General features: G+C 66.9%; 17 protein-coding genes and 1 pseudogene. 13 read left to right on the top strand and 5 right to left on the bottom strand.

Annotated elements, in window-relative coordinates:
• The first annotated feature begins 305 nt into the window (after positions 1–305).
• Together ligD and HX774_RS01320 are read left to right on the top strand one after the other, a co-directional pair.
• On the top strand, positions 306–2,867 hold the full coding sequence (ligD, locus tag HX774_RS01325; protein WP_178823563.1) for a DNA ligase D: 2,562 nt from the start codon (positions 306–308) through the stop codon (positions 2,865–2,867).
• A gap of 65 nt (positions 2,868–2,932) precedes the next feature.
• On the top strand, positions 2,933–3,205 hold the full coding sequence (locus tag HX774_RS01320; RefSeq protein WP_146763787.1) for a hypothetical protein: 273 nt from the start codon (positions 2,933–2,935) through the stop codon (positions 3,203–3,205).
• A 343-nt stretch (positions 3,206–3,548) separates the two neighbouring features.
• Here HX774_RS01320 and HX774_RS01315 read toward each other — a convergent pair whose 3' ends face one another.
• A complete protein-coding gene (locus HX774_RS01315) occupies positions 3,549–3,860 on the bottom strand; it encodes an energy transducer TonB (RefSeq protein ID WP_178823561.1) in 312 nt (103 codons plus the stop codon).
• 115 nt (positions 3,861–3,975) lie between these two features.
• On the opposite strand from HX774_RS01315, the gene HX774_RS01310 reads away from it, so the two are divergent.
• Together HX774_RS01310 and HX774_RS01305 are read left to right on the top strand one after the other, a co-directional pair.
• Positions 3,976–4,557 carry an SOS response-associated peptidase family protein gene (locus tag HX774_RS01310; RefSeq protein ID WP_178823559.1) on the top strand — a complete coding sequence of 194 codons (582 nt, stop codon included), beginning with the start codon at positions 3,976–3,978 and terminating at the stop codon, positions 4,555–4,557.
• A gap of 278 nt (positions 4,558–4,835) precedes the next feature.
• Positions 4,836–5,786: a nucleotidyltransferase and HEPN domain-containing protein gene (locus tag HX774_RS01305; RefSeq protein WP_178823558.1), complete on the top strand. Its 951-nt coding sequence runs from the start codon at positions 4,836–4,838 to the stop codon at positions 5,784–5,786.
• A 99-nt stretch (positions 5,787–5,885) separates the two neighbouring features.
• On the opposite strand, the gene HX774_RS01300 is transcribed toward HX774_RS01305, so the two are convergent.
• Positions 5,886–6,437: a hypothetical protein gene (locus HX774_RS01300; protein WP_178823556.1), complete on the bottom strand. Its 552-nt coding sequence runs from the start codon at positions 6,435–6,437 to the stop codon at positions 5,886–5,888.
• A gap of 470 nt (positions 6,438–6,907) precedes the next feature.
• On the opposite strand from HX774_RS01300, the gene HX774_RS01295 reads away from it, so the two are divergent.
• From HX774_RS01295 to HX774_RS20310, 5 genes and pseudogenes are all read left to right on the top strand, one after another.
• Entirely contained in the window at positions 6,908–7,093 is a 186-nt protein-coding gene (locus HX774_RS01295; protein WP_162790580.1) for a hypothetical protein, read from the top strand.
• 495 nt (positions 7,094–7,588) lie between these two features.
• A complete protein-coding gene (locus HX774_RS01290; protein WP_178823554.1) occupies positions 7,589–8,083 on the top strand; it encodes a sigma-70 family RNA polymerase sigma factor in 495 nt (164 codons plus the stop codon).
• Between the two features lie 35 nt (positions 8,084–8,118).
• The gene (locus HX774_RS01285) at positions 8,119–9,060 is read left to right on the top strand and encodes a FecR domain-containing protein (RefSeq protein WP_255499846.1); all 942 of its coding nucleotides are present in this window, start codon (positions 8,119–8,121) and stop codon (positions 9,058–9,060) included.
• 79 nt (positions 9,061–9,139) lie between these two features.
• Positions 9,140–12,058 (top strand): TonB-dependent receptor, encoded by a 2,919-nt coding sequence (locus HX774_RS01280; RefSeq protein WP_178823550.1) that lies wholly within the window; start codon positions 9,140–9,142, stop codon positions 12,056–12,058.
• 6 nt (positions 12,059–12,064) lie between these two features.
• Positions 12,065–14,479, top strand: a pseudogene (locus HX774_RS20310) (prolyl oligopeptidase family serine peptidase); the annotation flags it as partial.
• A gap of 24 nt (positions 14,480–14,503) precedes the next feature.
• On the opposite strand, the gene HX774_RS19900 reads toward HX774_RS20310, so the two are convergent.
• The 3 genes from HX774_RS19900 to HX774_RS01265 all read right to left on the bottom strand — a co-directional run bounded on the left by HX774_RS19900 (position 14,504) and on the right by HX774_RS01265 (position 17,666).
• Positions 14,504–16,243 (bottom strand): asparagine synthase-related protein, encoded by a 1,740-nt coding sequence (locus tag HX774_RS19900; RefSeq protein ID WP_370523217.1) that lies wholly within the window; start codon positions 16,241–16,243, stop codon positions 14,504–14,506.
• Positions 16,243–16,890 carry a lasso peptide biosynthesis B2 protein gene (locus HX774_RS01270; protein ID WP_178823546.1) on the bottom strand — a complete coding sequence of 216 codons (648 nt, stop codon included), beginning with the start codon at positions 16,888–16,890 and terminating at the stop codon, positions 16,243–16,245. Before HX774_RS01270 ends, HX774_RS19900 begins: the two co-directional genes overlap by 1 nt.
• Before the next feature lie 278 nt (positions 16,891–17,168).
• Positions 17,169–17,666: a helix-turn-helix transcriptional regulator gene (locus HX774_RS01265; protein WP_255499845.1), complete on the bottom strand. Its 498-nt coding sequence runs from the start codon at positions 17,664–17,666 to the stop codon at positions 17,169–17,171.
• A gap of 201 nt (positions 17,667–17,867) precedes the next feature.
• Here HX774_RS01265 and HX774_RS01260 point away from each other — a divergent pair, with 201 nt between their 5' ends.
• The 4 genes from HX774_RS01260 to trbB are packed head-to-tail and all read left to right on the top strand — an operon-like array spanning position 17,868 to position 21,761.
• Positions 17,868–18,494, top strand: coding sequence for a GntR family transcriptional regulator (locus HX774_RS01260; RefSeq protein ID WP_178823542.1), 627 nt, complete (start codon positions 17,868–17,870; stop codon positions 18,492–18,494).
• Positions 18,491–20,365, top strand: a complete 1,875-nt coding sequence (locus HX774_RS01255; RefSeq protein WP_370523215.1) for a type IV secretory system conjugative DNA transfer family protein — start codon at positions 18,491–18,493, stop codon at positions 20,363–20,365. Before HX774_RS01260 ends, HX774_RS01255 begins: the two co-directional genes overlap by 4 nt.
• Positions 20,358–20,804 carry a hypothetical protein gene (locus HX774_RS01250; RefSeq protein WP_218650201.1) on the top strand — a complete coding sequence of 149 codons (447 nt, stop codon included), beginning with the start codon at positions 20,358–20,360 and terminating at the stop codon, positions 20,802–20,804. The genes HX774_RS01255 and HX774_RS01250 overlap by 8 nt, the downstream gene beginning before the upstream one ends.
• Positions 20,805–21,761, top strand: a complete 957-nt coding sequence (trbB, locus tag HX774_RS01245) for a P-type conjugative transfer ATPase TrbB (protein ID WP_178823540.1) — start codon at positions 20,805–20,807, stop codon at positions 21,759–21,761.
• Positions 21,762–21,798 lie beyond the last annotated feature (37 nt).

Genomic DNA, 21,798 nt, shown 5'->3' with positions numbered 1-21,798 from the left:
TTGTCGGTTCCTCTTGCTGCGCCCAGGTCGGCGAGGCGTTGGTCAAGGCCATACAGGAGACGGATGCCAGGAGGCCGAACAGGGAAGGGCGCATCGTCGCCTCGCACTCATGATAAGAATGCGTCGCAGTACGACTTGCGGCGCCCTGTGGCAACCTGCGGGAGCGGATATGTAGGAGGGCGCGCTAGAAGGTCTGCTATCGGCGATCATTCAATGACCGCTGCTGGCGCATTGCCCAAGTCACCGTGTCCCTGATCCTGACGACATGAGCCGCAACGGTTTGCTCCAGCAGGGATTATGGCGGGATGCGTGGCGAACTGAAGACCTACCAAACCAAGCGCCGGTTCGGCGAGACCCCCGAGCCCAAGGGCGCCAAGGGCGGGCGATCCACGGGCGCCTTTCGCTATCTGATCCAGCGTCATGCGGCGACGCGGCTACATTATGATTTCCGCATTGAGGCGGACGGGGTGCTGAAGTCCTGGGCCGTGACCAAGGCGCCGTCGCGCGACACGGCGGTCAAGCGACTTGCAGTGGAGGTCGAGGATCACCCGCTGGACTACGGCTCGTTCGAGGGCACGATACCCGAGGGCAACTATGGCGCCGGCACGGTGCAGATGTGGGACGTCGGCACGTGGGAACCACAGGAGCCGGACCTGGAGGCGGCCTGGGCCAAGGGGCAAATCAAAATGGTCCTTCACGGCGAGCGGCTGAAGGGCAAGTGGGCGCTGATCCGGTTGAAGAACGATCGCGGCAAGCCGTCCAAGCGGAACAATTGGCTGCTGTTGAAGGAGAAGGACGACTTCGCGGTGGCAGGCGAGGGGGATGCTTTGGCCGAGATCGATGCCTCCGTAACCACGGGGCGCTCGCTGGCCGAGATCGCAGAGGGCGCCAAGGAATGGACGTCGTCCAAGCCGACACCGCGAAAGGGGCCGGCCAAACCCAGGTCGTCGAAAGCGGCGCTGAAGGCGCCAAAGCCGCCACCATTTGCGCCGATCCAACTGTGCAAGGTGACGGACTATCCGCCGGGCGGAGTGGGCTGGTCGCATGAGATCAAGTTTGACGGCTATCGCATTCAGATCGGGGTCGGTGGCGGCCGGGCGGTGCTGCGGACACGCAAGGGTCTGGACTGGAGTGACCGGTTCCCTGAGCTGGCGGCGGATGCCGCAACTTGGCCGGACGCTGTGATCGACGGTGAGTTGTGCGCGCTGGACGACGATCACATGCCTGATTTCGGGGCGCTTCAGGCCGCAATCTCGAACGAGAAGACCGGCAGCCTTGTCTACTTCGCTTTCGACCTGTTGTTCGAGGGGGCGGAGGATCTGCGCAAGTTGCCGCTCTCGCATCGCAAGGCGCGGCTACAGGCCTATATTGACCGGATCGCCAAACGAGCGGCGGGTCGGGTGCGTTACGTCGAGCACTTCGCCTCATCAGGGCAGGCCGTGCTCGAGAGCGCGTGCAGGATGGACCTAGAAGGTGTGATCTCCAAGAAGCTGGAAGCCCCGTATCACGCGGGGCGGTCCACGACCTGGCTGAAGTCCAAATGCCGAGGGCGCGACGAGGTGGTGATCGGCGGGTGGTCGTCGGAAGGGGGGACGCGGTTTCGCTCGCTACTGGTCGGCGTGAAGGAAGAGAACGGCCTGCGCTATCTGGGACGCGTTGGGACCGGCTATGGCGAAGCGGTGACGAAGATGCTGGTGCCGGCGCTTCAGGGCGTGGCGACAGACAGATCGCCTTTTTTTGGTCCACGCGCGCCGAAGGCGGCCAGAGACATCCACTGGGTCAAACCGGTTTTGGTCGTCGAAGTCGAGCATGGGGGATACACCGAGGCGGGCTCCCTAAGACAGGCGGCGTTCAAAGGCTTGCGCGAAGACAAGACGGCTGCCGAGGTGACGCAGGCGCCGCAGACCCCGACGCAGATGGGCGATGCGAAGAACCCGATGATGACGACGCGGTCGGCTGGAAAGCCGGGCAAGGTGATGGTCGCCGGGGTGACGATCTCAAGTCCCGACAAGGTGCTGTGGCCCGCCGTGGATGACCGGCCGGCGATCACCAAGGCCGATCTGGCGCGCTACTATGAAGCGGCGGCCGAGCGGATTCTGGCCCATGTGGCGGACCGGCCGACCTCGATCATTCGCGCGCCTGAGGGCATCGCCGGCGAGACCTTCTTCCAGCGTCACGCCATGCCGGGGTCGAACCCGCGCCTGAAGTTGATCGATGTCGAGGCGCGCACGCCCTATGTCGCCGCGGCCGATGTGGGCGGTCTGGTCGCGATCGCCCAGTCGGGCGGGCTCGAGCTGCATCCATGGGGCTGCGCCCCTGGCGAGCCGGAAATCCCGGACCAGATCACTTTCGACCTGGACCCAGACGAAGGGCTGAACTTCGCCGATGTAATCGCTGCCTCCAAGGTGGTGAAGGCGAAGGTCGAGGCTTTGGGCCTGGCGGCCTTCGTCAAGACGACCGGGGGCAAGGGGTTGCACGTTGTCGTACCGATCAAAACGGACGCCCGCTCGCGTGTCACCTGGGATCAGAACAAGGCGTTCGCCAGGGCTGTAGCCGAACAGATCCGCGCTGAGGCGCCCGATCGGTTCACGACCACCCTGGCCAAGAAGGCGCGGGGCGGAAAGATCTTTATCGATTATCTGAGGAACGGACGGATGGCGACGGCGGTCGCCCCCTGGTCGCCGCGCGCTCGACCGGGGGCGGGGATCGCGTTCCCCCTCTCATGGGCGCAGGTCAAGGTCGGGTTGGATCCGGCTGCATTCAACCTTTGGACTTATGGGGCTTTGCTGAAGAAGCCCGATCCATGGGCGAACTTCCGCGCCTCGGCGGTTAGCCTGAAGTCGGCGCTGAAAGCGATGGGGGTCTAGGCGGCGACCTTCTTCCTTGCTGCAACCTGGTTCTTGAGCCTGACCGACTCGGCTAAAGCGCTACCATGACCCCAGACCAACTCGCGGAAGCGTTAGACGCCATGGCGGCGGCGGCAGGCCCAAACCCGGACCTGATGCCGGGCCTGATCACCGTGAAGGACGTCGAGTGGGTCCCGACCTTTTATGTCCTGAAGGAAGAGTGTCGAACCCTGGACGACGGCGTTCGACATCGGAACATCAAGGTTGCGATCTCCTCCACGCTGGAAACCCAAGTCCTGACGCGGGCGGATGCGGGCGAACGCGGGGAGCCCTATCGCGATCTGGCGCCTCGTAGCTGAGCGTTCGGGCGAGCGTCACTGGGGCGGCGGCGCGCTCGATCCCTCTTGCCCGCCCTGATCGACCTGTTGCGTAGGTGTCTGGGCGACACCTGCTTGTTGGGTCGCCGCCGGATTGGAGGCGGCCGCGCCAGTGGTGAGCTCCGATGTGGCGTCATCCTCAAGGGATGCGGCTTCAGGCGCGGAACGCTCGGCGTCCCGGCTGCCGCAGGCGCCAAGGGTGAGCAAGGCGACGGTTCCCACCGTCAGGATTACGGACCTGGGCATGTACGGTTTCCCTTTCAAAGCCGTTCAACGGCTGAAGGCTGCGGTGTTGCGAACGCCGTCCTGGCGACGGATCAGACCTTTAGGGGGTGAACTGGATCGTTCGGGCGAACTGGAAGTCCTCGTCGCCAGGCTCAACGGTCGCGTCTCGCATCAAGGCGACCGCAGCGGCGCCAAATCCGAGGCCTGGATGGGTCTCTCCCAGCACGCGGCAGTTCTCGACCTGGCCGGTCGCGCGCGCGGTACATTCAAGCGTGACGGCGACGGCGAGGATCGGCGCAGCGTAGTTTTCCTGAGCCGGGGCTTCGCGCGCGGTCAGCTTCGCCACCGTTTCCAGTTTCGGCGAGGCGTCCAGCATCAGTGCGGCGGCCAAGGCGATGATGATCATGGTCATACCCTCCGAGCCGTTAACTTCTGCGACGATGCTCGGTTCCTCCTGTTCAGGTTCGAACGTTCGGCGACGGCGCCTGCGACTCCACAAGGCCCCGGCGCCATGAGAAGCTGACGCCATGTGCAACAACTATCGCCTCCACGTCCCGGTGAACGTGATCGGGGATGCCTTCCGCCAGGCGGACAGGCCGCTGCATTTTCCCGATGGCCAGCCCAACCTCCCGGCGACGGACGACATCCGTATTGGTGATCGGGCCGCGGTCATCACACTCGAAGGCGAGACCCCTCAACTGACGATGACGCCGTGGGCGTGGAAGGGGCCGGGTGGTCGCCCCGTGTTCAACTTCAGATCGGACGGACGACGGTTCGATGGATCGACACGCTGTTTGATCCCGGCCGACGGTTTCTATGAGTTCACCGAGGCTCAGCCCGGCGAGAAGCGAAAGACCAAATGGCTGTTCACCATGAGCGGAGCGTCCTGGTTCTGGATCGCGGGCGTCGTTCGCGACGGCGCCTTCGCCATGCTGACGACGGAGCCCGGCCCGGATGTCGCGCCCTACCATGACCGACAGGTCGTGGTGCTGGCGTCGGAGGAGGGGATGGCCTGGCTGGACCTGTCCCGGCCAGAGGGCGAAATGCTGAAGGCCTTGCCCGCCGGGGCGCTGTCCGTGGATCGCGTCTGGCCGCCCTCGCATTCATAACGCACCGCTCGGGAGGACCCGCCGCTTGCCTCGCGCCGCCGGACCGGCGACAGTCCCGCGTCCCCGGCTGGCCGCCGCTATGTACAGGCGCAAGCTAAAGGCGTCGGCGCACGAGCTCTCGTGTTCTCAACTGTCCGGCGGACACCCTCCCTCATTGTGGCGCTTGGCGGGCAGGGGAGGTAGGCTTGTGCGGAAGTGATTTGGGGCGCGGATGCGAACGCAGGCGACAGGCATGATGATCGACCCGACGACGCTGCGGACGCAGGGCGGGCGCCGCCATGCGCGCTGATCTCGACCATCTGCCGGCCAAGCAGCAGCGCGAGCTGGAACGCGTCCGCACGACCCTGCTGACCGAGTTCGAGGCCGCGATCAAAAGCGGGGGCGGGGGCACCCAGCCCTGGCGACGCGACGGCCGGGTGCTGAAGATCATCCTGTTCGGATCATACGCCCGCAACGACTGGGTCGATGAGCCCGACAACGGCTATCTGTCCGATTTCGATCTGCTGGTGATCGTCAGCCATGAGAAGCTGACCGACATCGCCGACTACTGGTACGTCGCCGAGGACAAGATCCTGCGCGATCCCGCCGTGGGGCGGACGGTCAACATCATCGTCCACACCATGGCCGAGGTGAACCAGGCCCTGACCCGGGGCGAGTATTTCTGGACCGACATCCTGCGCGACGGGGTGACGCTCTATGAGTTGCCGGGCCATCCGTTCGCTCAGCCACAGCCGATGACGGCAGCTGAGGCACGAGATGCAGCCCGGCGATATTATGACGAAAAGCTAGGCGACATCGACGTGTGGATTAAGGAGGCGCGGCAGCATTTGGCCGACGCAACTGAAAGCCGACGCGCTCGAAAGCATGCCGCGTTTCGCCTACATCAGGCGACAGAGTCAGCGTACATTTGCTTCCTGCTCGTCAGCACCTTCTATTTTCCACGCTCCCATAACATCAAGTTTCTCCGATCCTTAGCGGAGGATACCGACAAACGCCTGACTGCCGCTTGGCCCCGCGAGCAGCGCGCCGACCGCCGCCGCTTCGAGCTTCTGAAGCGCGCCTATGTCGAGGCGCGCTATTCCGATCAATATGACCTCGATCCCGACGATCTGACGTTTCAGCTTGAAGCTGTAGTCTCCCTTCGTGACTTAGTTTCAACCGCGAGCGAAGAGCGCATCGCAGACCTTTCCCACGCCGAAGCGACGCGCGAGGGCCGGGCAGATAGGTAAGGCGTTGAGTTGTTGGGGCCAATCGGCATTGCGCGCCGGAAGTAGGCGCGCGCATCCGACAGGCTTCGTCTTTGTCTGCGGCGTATTCGTTTAGAATAGCTAAACGTTGTCGTTGCGCCCTCTTTGAGGCCATTTCATTCGCGACATCTCATCGTCTGAAAAGCGGAGATGACCTTGCTGGGTGACTGCAGCGAGATCCGCCAAGCTCATGATGTGTTGTGTGTTCGCGGCAATTTCCGCGAGATGTCCGCCCGCCGCCTTCCAACAGTAGATTGGCGGTTCATCTGCCAGTAGATCAACGCCGGTTAGAAGGATCACGCGGGTGGGTGATCGGTTAGGTGATCGCCGCCTCCAGCCCCATCGAACAAGAGCCTGGAGCCGCGCGGTTTCCTCTACGGAGAATGCCGATTTCAGCGTCGCGCATACAATGAAGGCTCCCGGAAGGGCTTCGGCCAAGGCCTTAAGTCGGTCGATGTCGCCCTTCTTGAATCCGTCAGCCCCGAGACTCTTGCACTCTCCGACGATCGCTTGTGGATCCTTGCCATTGCGACTCCAGCTATTTGAACCCTTCCAGGCGAAGAAGTCGGTCTCAAGCTGCTTCCCGTCATTCCCTTTCAAGTTAAGACTGGTTGTGTAGGTGAAGGGGTCCATGCCTCTAAAGTCGTTGAGCAACGCCAAGGTCAAGGCGACGCAGTAGCCTCCTTGAGCGTAGTGCGGTGTCGCAAAGGGACCGACGACCCGATATTTGAAGCGTTCACGGGAGGGGGCGGACTGGGGATACGTGAAATCTTGCCGGCATCGCATGCAACGAACGTGCGTCGCGACCTCGTCAAGGCTGTACCAATTTTCCTTCGTGCAATGCGGACAAGGGGCGGTTATACGCCGACGCCGGAAGGCGAGAAGGCGTTCAGCGCCAAGGGCAACTCGCGCAGCTGGCGCGCGACAACGCTGAGACCCTGGAAGGCAAGGTCGCCGTGGTCCTGATGAACGAGGGCTGGGTCCACGAGAGGGCGATGAAGCGCTGAGGCTTGGCGGGGCAGGGGCGGCTTTGGCCGCCTATGCCCCGTGGACCTGAGCAGGGTGGTGGGCCAAGGTGACGGTCGGCCTTGAGGGAGGATACCGTGGATGACTGCCAGACTGAGTTTGTGGAGCCTTTGGAGACGCTGCGGCGGCGTGCGCGGGCCACGCCCGGTCTGCTGCAGGACGACGCCTGGCGGATCGAAATGACGGCGGCGATCGCAGCGGCCCGAGCCTGCGGCGTCAGCTCCAAGACCTTGGCCGATTTCGAAGCCCTGTTGCGCGGATGAGGTCCGCCGCCCTCCAGCGAGGCGTGTTCGTGGTCTTCGTGGCCGCCGCGGGGGTTGTCTTCATAGTGGGCGTGGTCGTGTTCGCGCGCGGCGTTTCGATACTGCTTTGACGGGAACCACGGCGACGCTTTGGGGTTGTGCTGTTCGTGTTCTCCTGGGGAGGAGAACCGGGGAACGGCCCGGCAGCGCAACAGCCCCCCTTTACGGCGCGCCGGGCCGTTGTTCGCTTTGGCGAGGTGATCGCCACAAACCGGCATTATGCGGCTTGCCAACTGAATCCGCGTGATTCAGACTTGGGACGCGTCTGATTGACGCCGGGGCGTGAGAACCTCGCTTGAGCAGATCCTGAAAATCCCATTCGCGCTCCGTGGCGGCGGGTGGCCCGCGTGCATGTCCAGGCTCCCTCGGGGGCTAAAGACGTCGGCGCATGTGTTTGAGCATGTTCTCAACACCCGGTGCTTCGGCCGGGCTCGCCTCTGAACCGGAGGCGAGCCCGTGTCGGATGGATTGGAAAAACTGCAGCCGGATGCGCCGATGACGCTGGACGGCCTGCATGGACGTTATGCGGCGTGGTTTCGGGCGCGGCTGGTTCGCCGCTATGGAGCGGCTGACGCCGAGGACATCCTGCAGGAGGCCTGGTTGCGGCTGGCGTCCTATCCGGGCCTGGCGGGCATCCGTCATCCGAAGGCCTTCCTGCTGCGCGTGGCGAGCAACCTGGCGCTGGGGCAGCTGAGACGCAGTGCGGTCGCGGAGCGTTTCGCGGCTGTGACGCCGACCGTGTCGCATGAAGACGCCGACCAACTAGAGACGGTCTTCTTCCGGCAGATGGTCCTCGACTTGCCACAACCTCTCCGAGATGTCTTTCTTCTGTCCCGTGTGGGCGGACTGACGAACAGCCAGATCGCCGACCAGCTTGGTATCAGTCCAAAAACGGTCGAATGGCGTATGACGCGGGCTTTGGCGCGCTGCGCCGCCCAGGTTCGACGCTAGGGATGGGGCATCGCATGGCTGGCCCAAAGGCCCGTATGAGCGCCGCCGATATTGAAGCGGCTGAATGGCACGGACGCCTGGGCGGCCGGAACGTCGACGCCCGCATGATCGAGGACTTCTTCACCTGGCGCCAGTCGCCTGCGAACGCCGAGGCCTATCGGCGCGTGGAAACCGTCTGGTCCGGAACCGGCAACCTGGCGGCAGATCCCCAGGTGAACGAGGCGCTTGAGGCCGCCTTCTCGCGACGGACGCAGCGGCGTCGGCCGCCCCGGCTTCTGCTGGGCCTGGCCGCGGTCGGCGCCGCGGCTGCGCTCGCGGGGGGCTTCAGTTTCTGGCTGCAATCCCGCACCGTTTTCTCGACAGGGGTGGGGGAGGAGCGGCTTGTCCAACTGGCTGACGGTTCTTCTGTACGGCTCGACACCGCGTCGCGGGTGAGGGTCCGGTTCGACGGCGATCGCCGGTTCATCGAGCTCCAGGAGGGACAGGCCTTGTTCACGGTGGCCCATGATGCGAGCCGTCCCTTCGTGGTGGCGGCCGGCGACGCCAGGGTGACGGCGCTGGGCACGGTCTTCGACGTGCGACGTGAAGCGGCGGGCGTGAAGGTGGTCCTGGTCTCCGGCGCCGTAGAGGTGGCTGACAAGGCGGGAGCGGCGAAACGTATGACCGCCGGCCAACAGGCCAGGGTGACCAAGGCCGGGGTGGCGACCCGGGCGGCGGACGTGGACGCTGAGACGGGATGGATCGACGGCCGCATCGTCTTCCGCGACGCCCCGCTGCGGGCGGCGGTGGCCGAGGTGAACCGCTACCTGCCCGAGAAGATCGTTCTGGATGAGACGGTGACCGGCCGGGCATCGGTGAACGGGGTGTTCAGGACCGGGGATCGCGACGCCTTCGTCTCGACGGCGACGGAGGTGTTCGACCTCAAGGCCTCGGCCGGGCCGGGCGGAACCATCGTCCTGACGGGACGAAGCGAATGAACTGAGGCGAGCGCCAGGGTCTTTCGGGCGCTCAGCCATCTCTTCTCAGACGCCATGGGGCGTTGTGGGGAGTCCTGAGATGAATCGTTTGAGTTTCGTGTCCGCCAGTGCGCTTGCGGCCTGCCTGTTCGCCGCCAGCCCGCCCGCCTGCGCCGAGGAGGCGCGCGTCTTCAATATTCCCGCCAGCTCGCTTCGCGACGCCCTCAACCTGTTCGCGACCCAGTCCGACCAGCAGATCCTGTTTTCCAGCGATCTCGTGGCGGGACGGCGAACCGCAGGGCTGAACGGCGCCTATGCGCCCTCGGCCGCGATTGATCGACTCCTGGTCGGCACGGGTCTGGTCTGGCGGGAGACCCGACCGGGGGTGATCTTTCTTGGCGCGGCCGACGACGCGGCCGACGAGGTCACCCGGCTTGAGGAGGTGATCGTCACCGGCAGCCTGTTGCGGGGAACCGGACCGCTGTCGTCGCCGGTCGTGGTTCTGGACCGCGACGCCCTGGACCGGCGAGGTCGGGGGTCCGTAGCGGAGGTGCTGGCCGACCTGCCGCAGAACTACGCCGGCTCGGGGACGCCGGGAGCGGTCCTGGGTTTCGCGGATCCCGCCGGCGGCAACAGCGCCCTGGCCACGGGGATCAATCTGCGAGGCTTGGGCGTCGGTTCGACCCTGACCCTGGTCAACGGCCGGCGTCTGGCGGGGACGGGTTCGCGCGGGGCCTTCGCCGACGCCTCGGCCATACCGTCCGCCGCCGTGGAGAGGGTGGACGTCCTGCTGGACGGCGCCTCGGCCCTCTACGGCTCCGACGCCGTGGCAGGCGTGGTCAACATCGTGATGCGGCGTGAGTTCGACGGCCAGGAGAGCCGGTTGAGGCTGGGCGCCGGGCAGGGCGGGAGCGAAGAGGTCGTCGTATCCCATATGGCGGGTCGGTCGTGGGACAGCGGCGGGGCCTATCTGGCCTATGAGCACCAGACGGCCAAGGGGCTGAACATGCTCGACCGGCCCTATACGGCCGACGGCGACCTGCGCCCGTTCGGGGGGACAGACCGGCGGGGGCTCTTCTCCTCGCCGGGCAATATCGTGGCCGTGGCGGGCGGGGCTTTCGCGTCGCAATGGGCCATCCGGCCTGGCGCTTCCGGAACCGCGCAGGCTCCCGGGGATTTCGCGGCCGGCCAGGCCAACGGGACGGCCCTGCTGTCGGGGGCGGATCTCATGCCGGACGTTCGACGCGACAGCCTCTATGGGCGGGTGCGCCAATCGTTAGGCGACCGGTTCGAGACCAGCGCCGACGTGCGGTTCAGTCACCGCGCCTATGGCCTGCAGAACGCGCCCACGAGCACCGTCCTCACCGTCACCGCCGCCAATCCCCACTTCGTGACGCCCAACGGCTCAACCCAGCATCTGATCGCCTATTCCTTCTATGGCGATCTCGGCCCGACGCGGAAGAAGGGGACGTCTCGAAGCCTGGGCCTCACCGCGGGCGGCGCCTATGACCTGGGGGCGGGCTGGTCTCTGGACGGCTATCTCGGCCTGGCCGAGGAAAGGGGCGAAAGCCTGGTCTTCAAGGTCGTCAGCAGCGCCTACCTGGCCGAGGCGCTCGGTAATGGCGCCGACAATCCGGCAACGTCCTACGATCGCCTTCGCGACGGCTATTTCAACCCGTTCGGGGCCGGCGCGGCCAATGACCGGGCGGTGCTCGACTTCATCAGCCAGGGCTATTCGTACAAGCTGGAGCGCAGCCGCTCGGGCTCGGCGAACCTGCTGGCGAGCGGGCCGGTCGCGAGGCTGCCGGGCGGCGATCTTGATCTGGCGGTGGGCCTCCAGGCCCGCCGGGAGAGCCTGTCCAGCCGCGCGCGCAACCTGACATCGACGACGACGCCGCGGGACGTTCTTCAACCCGACTACGAACGGGCCGTTCTGGCGGCCTTCGCCGAGGTCCGCCTTCCGATCGTCGGAGCGGACAACGCCCGGCCGGGCCTGGAACGTCTCGAACTGACGGCGGCCGCGCGGTTCGAGGACTATGACGACTTCGGCTCCACCACCAATCCCAAGATCGGTGCGGTCTGGTCCCCGGCGCGCGGCTGGAACCTGCGGGCCTCCTATGGGACGTCTTTCCGGGCGCCGGCCCTGACCCAGATGTTCGACGCCTCGGCGGCGACGATGACGACCGTGCCGCGCAGCGACGGCCTGCGGATTCTCAGCGTCTATCTCTACGGCGGCAACCCCGACCTCAAGCCGGAGACGGCGACGACCTGGACGGCGGGCTTTGACTATGCGGAGGAGGGCGGCGCGCGGTTCAGCCTCGGCTATTTCGACACGCGCTTCTCGGACCGCATCAACCAGCCGGTCAACGAGAACCTTCAGGCGGTTTTGACGGATCCGTCGCTGGCCCCCTTCGTGCGCCTGGTCGATCCGGCGGCGAGCGCCGCCGACCTCGCCCTGGTTCGGTCCTTCATCGAGGCGCCCGGCTTCCCGGCGGCGGGTCTCTATCCGCCGGATGCCTATGGGGCCATCCTCGACGGGCGCTGGGTCAATGCGGCGTCCGTCGATGTCAGCGGGCTCGACTTCGCCGCCGTCTATCCGGTGCGCTTCGGCGAGCAGGAGGTGGCTTTCGACCTCTCCGGATCCTGGCTGCTCGCCTATGACCAGCAGACCACCCCGGCGGCGCCCTCGCTCTCGGTGCGCGGACTGATCGGCTATCCCTCCGAACTGCGGTCGAGGGCGGGCGCGACATGGAGGCGGGGCGAGCTTTCGGCCGGTCTGAACTGGAGCCATGTCGCCGCCTATGAGGATCGGGCGGGAACCCGGATCGACGCCTGGAACACGGCGGACTTTCAGTTGGGTTGGGACCCGGGGCGAGGCCTGCGGGTGCTCTTCAACGTTCAAAACCTGTTGGACGCTGATCCGCCCTTCTACGACGCGCCTTCCGGCGTGGGTTTCGATCCAGGCGGCGCGAATGCGCTAGGGCGCATGGTCTCCCTTCAGCTGATCAAGCGCTGGTAGGTCGCCATGGAGAAGCGCAACAGCCCCGCCCTGGCGGGGATCGCCCTCGCATGCCTGCTTTGGACAGGCGAGGCCAGGGCGGAGAAGCGACCCGTCGTCATCGACGACGTCCTGTCCATGTCGAGCTTCGGGGCTGTCTCCCTGTCGCCGGACGGTCGCTATGCGGCCTGGGAGCGGCAAGGCCCCTTTGATCAGGGGCCGCGCTTTGACCGCGACTGGCGCTCCGCCTGGAGCTCCGGGGTCCTGTTCGTCGCCGACCTGGACGCGGGGAAGGCGCCCGCGCCGATCGACGGCGGGGCGACCGGGCTGCTGCTCGGTCCCTGGTCCCCGGACGGGCGACGACTGATCGTCTATCGGCTCGTGGGCGAGATCGCCGAAGCCGGGATCGCCGATGTGCGAACCCGTCAGGTGCAATGGACCGGGCTCGCGCCGGACCTGCCGTTGAACGGCGCGGGATCGGGCTGGATCAACGCCGAGCGGTTCGTCCTGAGCGTGAGGACCGACGGACGGACGCCCTGGCAGCTTCGGTTCCAGACCCCCGGGGCGGAGGTCATGGCCGAGCGCTGGCGAAAAAGCCGCCAAGGACAGGCGCCGTCGCGGCAGATCCTGGACACGCACGACGCCGCTGTATCAGCGGACGAAGCCTATGAGGTTCAGACCCTGATGACGGTCAGGGCTGACGACGGCGTCGGTACACCGGGGCTGACGGCGTCGATCCGGGATTTTCAGATTTCTCCGGACGGCGGCTGGACCGCAGTCCTCACCCAGGCGGAGGCGACGCCGCTGCGGCCCGAGGAAAGAACCGTTCAGAGCGCCGTGCTGCGAAGGGGGCGTCTGCTTCTGGTCGAGACCGCCACGGGAAAGACGGTCGCGCTCGAGGATGACCTCGATGTCGCGCCTAACCTGCTGCGCTGGTCGGCCGGTTCCCGCGAGGTCGTCGTCTGGGCGCGTCGCGACGGTCAGACCTGGGGCGAGGGCGGCCTGGTCAGGATCTCGACGGAGGGGGCGATCCGCCCGGTCGATACCGGCGGGCTGGAGCCCAGGGAGAAGGGCAGAACCATCGATGAACTGCGGGCGGCGCGGGCCGACTGGGTGGGAGAGCATCTGCTGATCTACGCCCGGCGGCCCGACGGCGACCGATTCGATTGGTGGCGGCTGGACCCGCGCGGCCCTGTCGCGGTGACGCAGCGTCTGGCGTCCGTACCCGACCGGCTGACCAGCGTGGGCGAGGTTTCGGCCAGGCTGGTCGCCGACGGCCGGCTGTGGGACCTGTCCGCGAGCGGAGCGATCGAGCCCGTCGGCGAAACGGAAAGCGGGCTGCGGTCCGCCGAGCCCGTCAACCTGCTGGACACGGTGCGCAGCCGGTCGAACAGCGCGGCGCGACGGGCATGGTCGCCCCTGTTCCAGGACGACCGTCTCACGGCGGTCAGGAATGACGGGAGCACGATCTGGCGGGCGCGTCGCGACTGCGTCGGCGAAGCCAGAGTGCGGGCTGCGGCGGGCGAGCGGGCGCTCATGACATGCGACGTCGAGGGCGTGTCCACCTTGACGGCGGCGGATCGCGCCGGCGACCGTGTTCTGGAGGTGCTGAACGGCGACTTTGAGAATCTTCAGCTCGCCAGGCCGATCCCTGTTCCCCATCTCGATCGCCTGGGCCGTCCCGTGACGAGCTACCTCTATCGCCCGCCTGGCGTGGAGGCGGCCGACATCCGCGGCGTGATCGTCGACTTCTATCCGGGCAGGGCGGACGCCGGTCGATGGACGGACGCCCTGAGCCTGAGGTCGGGCATGCAGGCCAGGGTTCTGGCCATGGGCGAGTATGCGGTCTTTTCGACGAGCACGACGCCGGAAGGCGAGAGCCGCCGCGCCGAAATGCTGGACGACCTTGTGATCGGACTGAACCTGGCGATCGACGCCGGTGCGGCCGCCGCTCCGGACCTGCCATGGTCGCGTCTGGGGCTCTTTGGTCACAGCTTCGGGGGGTACAGCGCTCTGGGCGTGGCGGCTCGAACGGATCGCTTCAAGGCCTATGTCGTCTCCTCGGCGCCGACCCTCCTGTTCAGCAAGTGGGGCGAGCCCATGCCGGCCAGCCGGTTGTGGCCCAACGCCGGCCCGGCCTGGAACCAGGGCGCAGGGTCAACAGAACAGGGACAGGCAGCCATGGGGGCTCCGCCTTGGGCTATCCCCGAAGCCTATGCCCAGGCCAGTCCGATGCTGGCCGCTCCCTGCATCAGGGCGCCGGTCATGCTGGTTACGGCGGATCGGGACTATGTGCCGGCCACCCAGTCGGAAGCCATGTTCGCCGCGCTCCACCGACTGGGAAAGCCGGCCAGACTGATCACCTACTGGGGCGAAGGCCACGGGATGACGAGCCCTGCCAACCTGCGCGATCTGCACGGACAGATCTTCCGTTGGCTGGATGAGACCCTGGGACGGTTTCCATCCTCAGACCTGGAGGCGGTTGTCCCAGGCCCGCACCCAGCCTTCGAACATGGCGGCCAGGAGGATGTCGGGATAGTCGCCGCAGCGGATCAGGGCGTCTCTTGTCAGGGCGGCCTCGGCCGACCGGCGATCAATGACGCCCAGGGCGGCGAGCCGCCCGTCGAGAAGCCAGGGTCTTAGATCGGGGAGGCCATCGGCGATCATGCGCCCGAAGTAGGCGGTCAGTTCGCCCTTCGAGCGCCGTTGGAGAACCTCGGGCGGCAGTCTGTCCCGGAAGGCGAGGCGGGCGAGAGCGCGATCTCGCCGGCCGAGGGTGAGTTGGGGCGTGGTCAGGCCGAGGCAGGCTTCGATCACGGGCTGTGAAAGCAGGGGATGGAAGACATCGACGGCGGCGGTCAGCCGGCTGGGGCCGTGGAGGCCGTGTCCCTGGAGCAGACTCATGACCTGGACGGCCTTGGCCGGTCCCCAGGCGGCCGCGTCGTCGAGCCAGGGATGATGCGGTGATGGCGAAACGGACGGCGTGAAGAGATTCAGATCGCCGGACGCCGGGTAGAGCGGCTGCTTCCAGCGTATGGCCTCCGACACCAGCGTCCAGACCGAACGTTCGTTGAGGCGCGCCAGACGGACGAGATCCCGTGAGCACAAGGCGCGCCACCCCTTGAGCCGCCAGAGGTCGGTGAAGACCCTCGCCGCCGCAGGCTGGATCAGCATGCCGTCGCCGCCCTTTCCCGTGAAGAGGGCGTCGACCCCGGCGCTGGAACAGCGAATCGCCCATTCCTGGTCGAAGTCCCCGTCCAGGGCCGCGAGGGAGGGGCGCAAGCGCTGCGGCGCCGCCTCGAGCGCGTCGCGGTCCAGGGCCGCCGCGCGACGGTTGAACCGGGTCACGTCTATGTCGAGTTGCTTTTCGAGGGCTGCGACGAAGGCGCTTTCGTCCGCGGCGGGGCCCGGACCAGACGCGTTGAGCCAAAGGCGGACCTTATGGCGGGGATGAAGAGCAGCGGCCACGATGCTGGAGTCGAGACCCCCGGATATCTCGGCGCCGACACCCTCCGCCGCCGAGGCCAGTCCATCCACCGCTTCCGCGACGGCGGCGCGGAGATGGTCCGCGGCGTCAGGCGTGGACAGGGACGTCAGATCGCGCCGATGGACATGGTCCGCCGGCGACCAGAGCGGGATCGTCTCCTCGGCGACGAGATCGCGCATCTCGCCCGGAAGAAGGGCGACCGGGCCGTCGAGAAGAAGGCAGGCGCTCAGGGCGAGAGGGTTCCGGATGGCTGCGGACAGCCGCTCGTTCGAAATCCTCCAATCAGGCGCGACGGATGTCACGAGTCCGTCCGGAACATCGGATGCCACGAAGGTCAGGCCGTGGGCTGTCCAGTAGACGGCCTCGCGCGCGCCCGACGGGTCGCGCAGGACAGCCGTCGCTGCGCCTGACGGATCGAGCAGAACGCCGACATAGCGTCCCCAGATGCGGGCCATCATCTTGGCGTCGTAGGCGCGAGGATCCCGGTCATCGATGGACGGGAAGACCGGACGCCGGCGATCAAAGACGTCGCCGAACAGGGTCCAGGGCCCGATCCTGGAGACTTTCGGCGGGCGTGGGCCCCAGGTGATCATCCCAACCAGAGGGGACAGGCGGCGGGCTATGAAGCCCTGGCGCTCGGCCACGTCACACACCGCGCGGGCCAGGCGCTCGCCAGAGAGGTCCTCAGCGCGTCGGCTCCACAGGAGGAAGTCGCCCACTACACGGCCATGATCGGCGTGAAGCCGCCGACCCTGTTGAGGGTGTCGCCGACGACGACATCTCTGACCTGGACCCAGCAGTGGGCGAAGAAGGGCCAGGTGCGCACGCCGAAAACCCAGGCGGCGTCGACGCCGCGGTTGCAAAGGCGGTCATGGAGCATCCAGGACCGCTGGAGGCAATCGCCTTCGAAAGGGACCCAGGGACGAACGGCCTCGAAGGCGCCGGCCTGGCGCACGGCTTCAGCCAGATCGTGGGGGCGCGCGAGGCTTCGGCGCCGACGCGCGATCTCGACGAGCGCCGCCAGGTTTTGACGCTTGAAGGCGGCCGTGGCGGCCAGGGCGTGAGCCAGGGCCGAAAGGGCGGCCAGGGGAGGGGCGTCGCCGGGCAGGCGGATGTCGCTGACGGCTCGCGGCAGTGGTGTCCGCCAAAGCCTATTGGTACGGGCGGCCAGCCCTGCCGTCACGAGATCATCGACAACGGCCGCCGCGCCGCAGACGCCGCCGCCGTTGCGGACGGGCTGCAACAAGGCTGAGGCGCCGGTGATCAGAATATAGGCGTCGGACCGAAGGTCGAGGACGACGATGTCCTCGTCCACCCAGGCGAAATGAACGCCCGCGACCAGATCCGCTTCAGCTAGGGCTGTCATGAGAGATCTCGACAAGGGCAAACGGGCGGTCGCGGAAGCGGCCGCCCGGTCCGTCCTACATGGGGAAGTCCGTGCGGAGGCCTGCGGCCTCGACGTACTTGCCCTCGATCTCCAGGCGGGTGAGATCATGCGCGCTGCCGACGCGCACCAGCTTCAGGATTTGGGTCTGCATGTCAGTCTCCTGCTTCAGTTCGCCACCTATCGTGGCGGACCCAGTGAGCGCCCGTAGCGACGGTCGGTGAAGCTATATCTGGAGTATATCTGCACGCGGCGGATGCTCAGCGCCCGGGCTTGGGCCGCGCCTTGGCGAGGGCGTCCTGACCCGTTCGGATCCAGGCGCGGGCTTCGTTCTGGGCTGCTGTGGCATCGGCCAATTGATCGAACATCGCCGTTACGGCGCTGACGATGGCGCGCACGTCGAGATCGGCGATCTTGTCGCCCTGCGTCCGGTTATAGGTCTGAAGGCCGACCGTGAGGATGGTGACGAGGTGATTGTCGGCAGTGTGAACCGCTAGTTCCGGCGCGCCGATGGCCACCGCCATCACCAGGGCGTGGGGATCGCTCCGCGTCGCCCGGGCGAAGCGATGGATGTGGTCGAGGTTGGGGCGGGTCTCGCCGGATTCGAAGCGCTGGTAGGTGCGCAGCGGCATGTGCATGGCGTCCGCCGTGTCGCGCGAACTCATGCCGCGCAGACGCCTCACCGCCCGGAGCGCCGCCGAGAGAAGCGCCCCGTCATGATTGGAAGCCGGCGGAACGCCTTTCGTTTCCGCATCCATTTTCGCACCCCGAGATTGCGGCCCCGCAGGGCCGGAACGACGCATGGCGACGAAGACCGCGCCGCTTTCCGGCGCTCCCGCCGTCGGTTTTCGGCGGGGCTGGCGACGTTCTTCGGCGCGAGAGAACGCTGGTGTTCTCAACTCATTGGAGAAGCCGGCGTCGCTGTTCAATAGTTTTCTCATGCGAGGGGAGAGGATGCTTTGACCCGAAACCGCGATCCGTTCCATCAGGCGCTCGGCAGCCTGAGGTTGCGCGTGGAGCAGGGGTTCTATGGCGCGGGCCAGCCGGTCGTCATCGTCGAGGAGGCGCGGCGCCTGCGCTTGTCGACCACGCCGGTGCGGGAGGCCCTGGCCTGGCTTGCGGGCGCGGGGCTGGTCGAACGCGCTCCTCTTGGCGGCTACGTCACGCTTCAGCTGGATCCCGCGACGGTCCGGGATCGTCTGGCCTTTCGCCTTCATTGCCTCCGCTTGAGCCTGGACGGCACGGCGGGTCTGCCGGCGGCGTCGGCGCCGGATGAGGAGGGCGTCCGGGCCATGCTCCATCGCGACCTCGACCGTCTGGTCCAGAGCAGCGGCAGCGACGCCCTTCTCGACGCATTTCGGCGCGTGTCGTCGCGACTGGCGCAGATCAGAGGGGCGGAAGAACAGGTTTTCGCGGACCTCGACGATGAGGCGGCCGGCATCTCCACCCTTCTGGCCCAGGCGGATATCCAGGCGCTCGAGATTGCTCTGAGCCGCTACCACCATCGCCGCATGGAGGCGGCGGCGCTGCTGGTGCTCGAAGCGATAACGGGGACACCGTCGGACGCTGGGGATGATACGCCGTGAAGGGGCGGCTCATAGGCCTGGCGGCGGGAACCCTTGTCGGCCTGAGCGCGGGAACACAGATGTTCGCCTGGACCTACGGATGGTCCTCGGTGTTGGGGCCGGCTTGGCGGTCCGGGCCGACGCTCGTCGTCTATCCGCCCTGGTCGATCCTGGTCTGGCGCAAGACCTACGGGGCGGAAGCCCGCGATGCCCTGAACCGCAGCGGCGTCGCCATCCTGGCGGGTGCGCTGGGCGGATTGAGCCTGGGTGTCGTGGCGGATAGCCAGGGCCGGACAGTTCGGCGACGCGGCTGGGGCGGTCTGGCGGAGGCGCGGCGCGCGGGGTTGCTCGCGAGGTCGGGCGCCGTCCTGGGGGTGTTTCGCGGGCGGCTGCTGGCGACGACGGACCTGCGGCCGACCCTGGTGACGGGCGGGACGCGCAGCGGCAAGGGCAGGGGGCATGTGGTTCCCACCCTGCTGTCGTGGGGCGGCAGCGTCCTGGTCCATGATCCCAAGGGCGAGCTCTGGGCTGTGACGGCCGGCTGGCGGTCGCGGTTTTCCCACGCCCTCTATCTGGCGCCCCGGCATCCCGCTTCGGCGCGGTGGAATCCCCTGGCGGAGATCCGGCCCGGAGCGGGCGAACTGGCCCAGGTGCAGAGGCTGGTCGCCATTCTGTCCGATCCCGGCGGGACGCGCGACGAGGAGGCTATCTGGGACAAGGCGGCCTCGGAGATCCTCGAGGCGGTGATCCTGCATGTCCTCTATACCGCCGAGGATCAGGACAAGACCCTGCTGAAGGTCAAGGAACTGCTGGCCGACCTCGACGAGGCGGCGGACGTCATGCTCAAGACCCTGCATCGCCTTGGACCGGACGGCGAGCCGCAGGCCCATCCTTTCATCCAGACCGCAGTGAAGGGCTATGCGGCCATGCATGACCGGTTCCGCACCTCGGTCCAGGGGACGGCGCGGTCCTATCTGAAGTGGCTGGCGGGCGAGGACGTGGAAAGGGTTTTGTCCGCCTCGGACTTCGCTATGGGCGATCTGATGTGCGCCGACGCGCCCCTATCGCTTTATGTCCAGGTGGCGCCGGCGGATGCGGCGGCGCTTCGGCCCCTGGTGCGGCTGCTCTTCTATGCGGCGGCTCAGGCCCTGACCGCTGAGGAAAAGCGTGACGCCGCCGGACGAGACAAGCGGCGCCAGTTGCTGATGATCATGGACGAGTTCCCGCTGCTGGGACGGCTCGCCTTCTTCGAGAAGTCGCTGCGCCTGATGAGCGGCTACGGGATCAAGGCCATGTTCGTCGCACAGTCCCTGAACGACATCGTCGAGACCTACGGCCCCCACAACACCATCCTCGACAACTGTCATGTCTACACCGCCTTTTCGGCCCTGGACCCGCTGACCCAGGACAAGGTGTCGAAGCTGACCGGCTCGGTCACGGAGACCCGGACCAGCCGCAGTTCGCCCTCAGGGTTCGGCGCGGGGCGAAGCACGGTGTCGCGGTCCGAGGTCGAGCGGCCCCTGCTGGAGCCTGGCGAGATCCGCGCCCTGCCGGATCATCTGCAATTGGTCTTCGTCGCCGGCCAGCGTCCGCTCCGCTCCGAGAAGCTGCTCTACGACCGGCGCGAGCCGTTTCGCAGCCGCGCCCATGGACGGCTTCCGGACCAGGCGCTGGGCGTGGACGCGCCGGGGGCTTCGCCTCATCCCTGGCTGGGGCGGCGCAGTCTCGGCCGGGACGATGGGGCCAGCCTGCCCCTGTTCAAGGAGGTCGCGGGCGCCATGGACGACCGGAGAGCCGCCGCGCGCGCCGCCGACATCTATGGCCGGGTGTCCCAGGAAATGGCGGCGCAGCAGGCGGTGTTGGATCAGTTGCAAGGAGGGAGCGATGGCTAGAGGTGAAAAGCTGGCGACGCGTGTGCAGGTCTATCTCAACGACCCCAAGGTGGTGTCGAGCCTCAACCGGGAAGCCAGGGTCGGGCGCATCGCCCTGAGCCAGGCGGCGGGTCAGGCCATCATGCGGGGCCTGGCCCGGAACCCGAAGGTAGACCCCGAGGACAGGCTGTTGAACCTGGAGCGATCATTGCGCGACCACATGCGTTCGACCGGCCGGGACATGCAGATCGTCCAGGAACTCCTCATCGAACTGGCCAGGGCCTTCTTCCTGCGCCTGCCTGACGCGGTCGCGGACGAGGATCCGACGGTGCAGGCCGCCGTCGAGCGGCGCATCGAACGTCTGCTGGATGAGACCGCCGCCCGGATCGTCTCGGGTCGTCGTGACGGAGAGCGGGCTGTGGTTTCAGCAGAGCCTCGGTCCTTCGCGGCCGCCAGATAGGTGGCGCCCCATCCGATCATCGCCGAGCGAAAGCTTGAGGCGCTGCGTCACGCACTGGGGGCGACGGTGCTCGCCGCGCTCGAGGAGCCGACTGTGGTCGAGATCCTCGCCAATCCGGACGGACGACTGATCCTGGATCGGGTCGGTGAGGGGCGTTGCGATACCGGGTGCGTTCTGTCGATTGAGGCGCGGGAGCGGACCATTCGGCTGATCGCGGACTATGTCGGCGAGACGGTGACGCGGGAGAACCCGCGGCTGTCCGGTGTCCTGCCTGAGACGGGCGAGCGGTTCCAGGGGGTGTTGCCGCCGGTCTCCGTCGGCCCTGCCTTTTCCATCCGCAAGCGTCCCGCAGTGATCTGGGGATTGGAGGATTATGTGCGCGACGGCGTGATGAGCGAGGGGCAGGCCAACGCCTTGCGTATTGCTGCATCAGAACGCCACAATATACTGATTTCAGGCGGTACAGGTTCAGGAAAAACCACCCTGGCGAATGCGATTCTGGCGGATCCGGCCTTCGTCGAGGACCGGGTCTTCCTCATCGAGGATACGCCTGAGCTGCAGTGTTCGGCCTGGGACGTCGTGTCGGTCGTGACCCGCCGCCAGCCCTTGGCCATCGGCGTGGCGGACCTCGTTCGCGACGCCCTGCGCATGCGGCCGGATCGGATCGTCATCGGCGAGATGCGCGACGGCGCAGCCGCGCTTGAGACCCTGAAGAGTTGGAACACCGGGCATCCCGGCGGTCTGTCCACCGTCCACGCCAACTCGGCGCCCGAGGCGCTGCGACGCATTGAGGACCTGATCGGCGAGGTTGCGAGCCAGGTTCCCTATCGGATGATCGGAGACGCCGTGGATTGCGTCATCCACATTCGTCGGACGCCGTCAGGACGTCAGGTCGAAGCCGTGATCGCCGTGAATGGGTTTGCCGACGGCGGATATCGGATCCAGCCGCTGGCCTGATCATCCAATAGCTTTTCTGAGCGGCGATGGTGGCCGG

The organism is Brevundimonas sp. P7753 (assembly GCF_013386595.1).
In the GTDB taxonomy this organism is placed as follows: Bacteria; Pseudomonadota; Alphaproteobacteria; order Caulobacterales; family Caulobacteraceae; genus Brevundimonas; species Brevundimonas bullata.
Note: the sequence above shows the minus strand (reverse complement) of the source record. Positions and strands in the feature narration are given on the sequence as shown.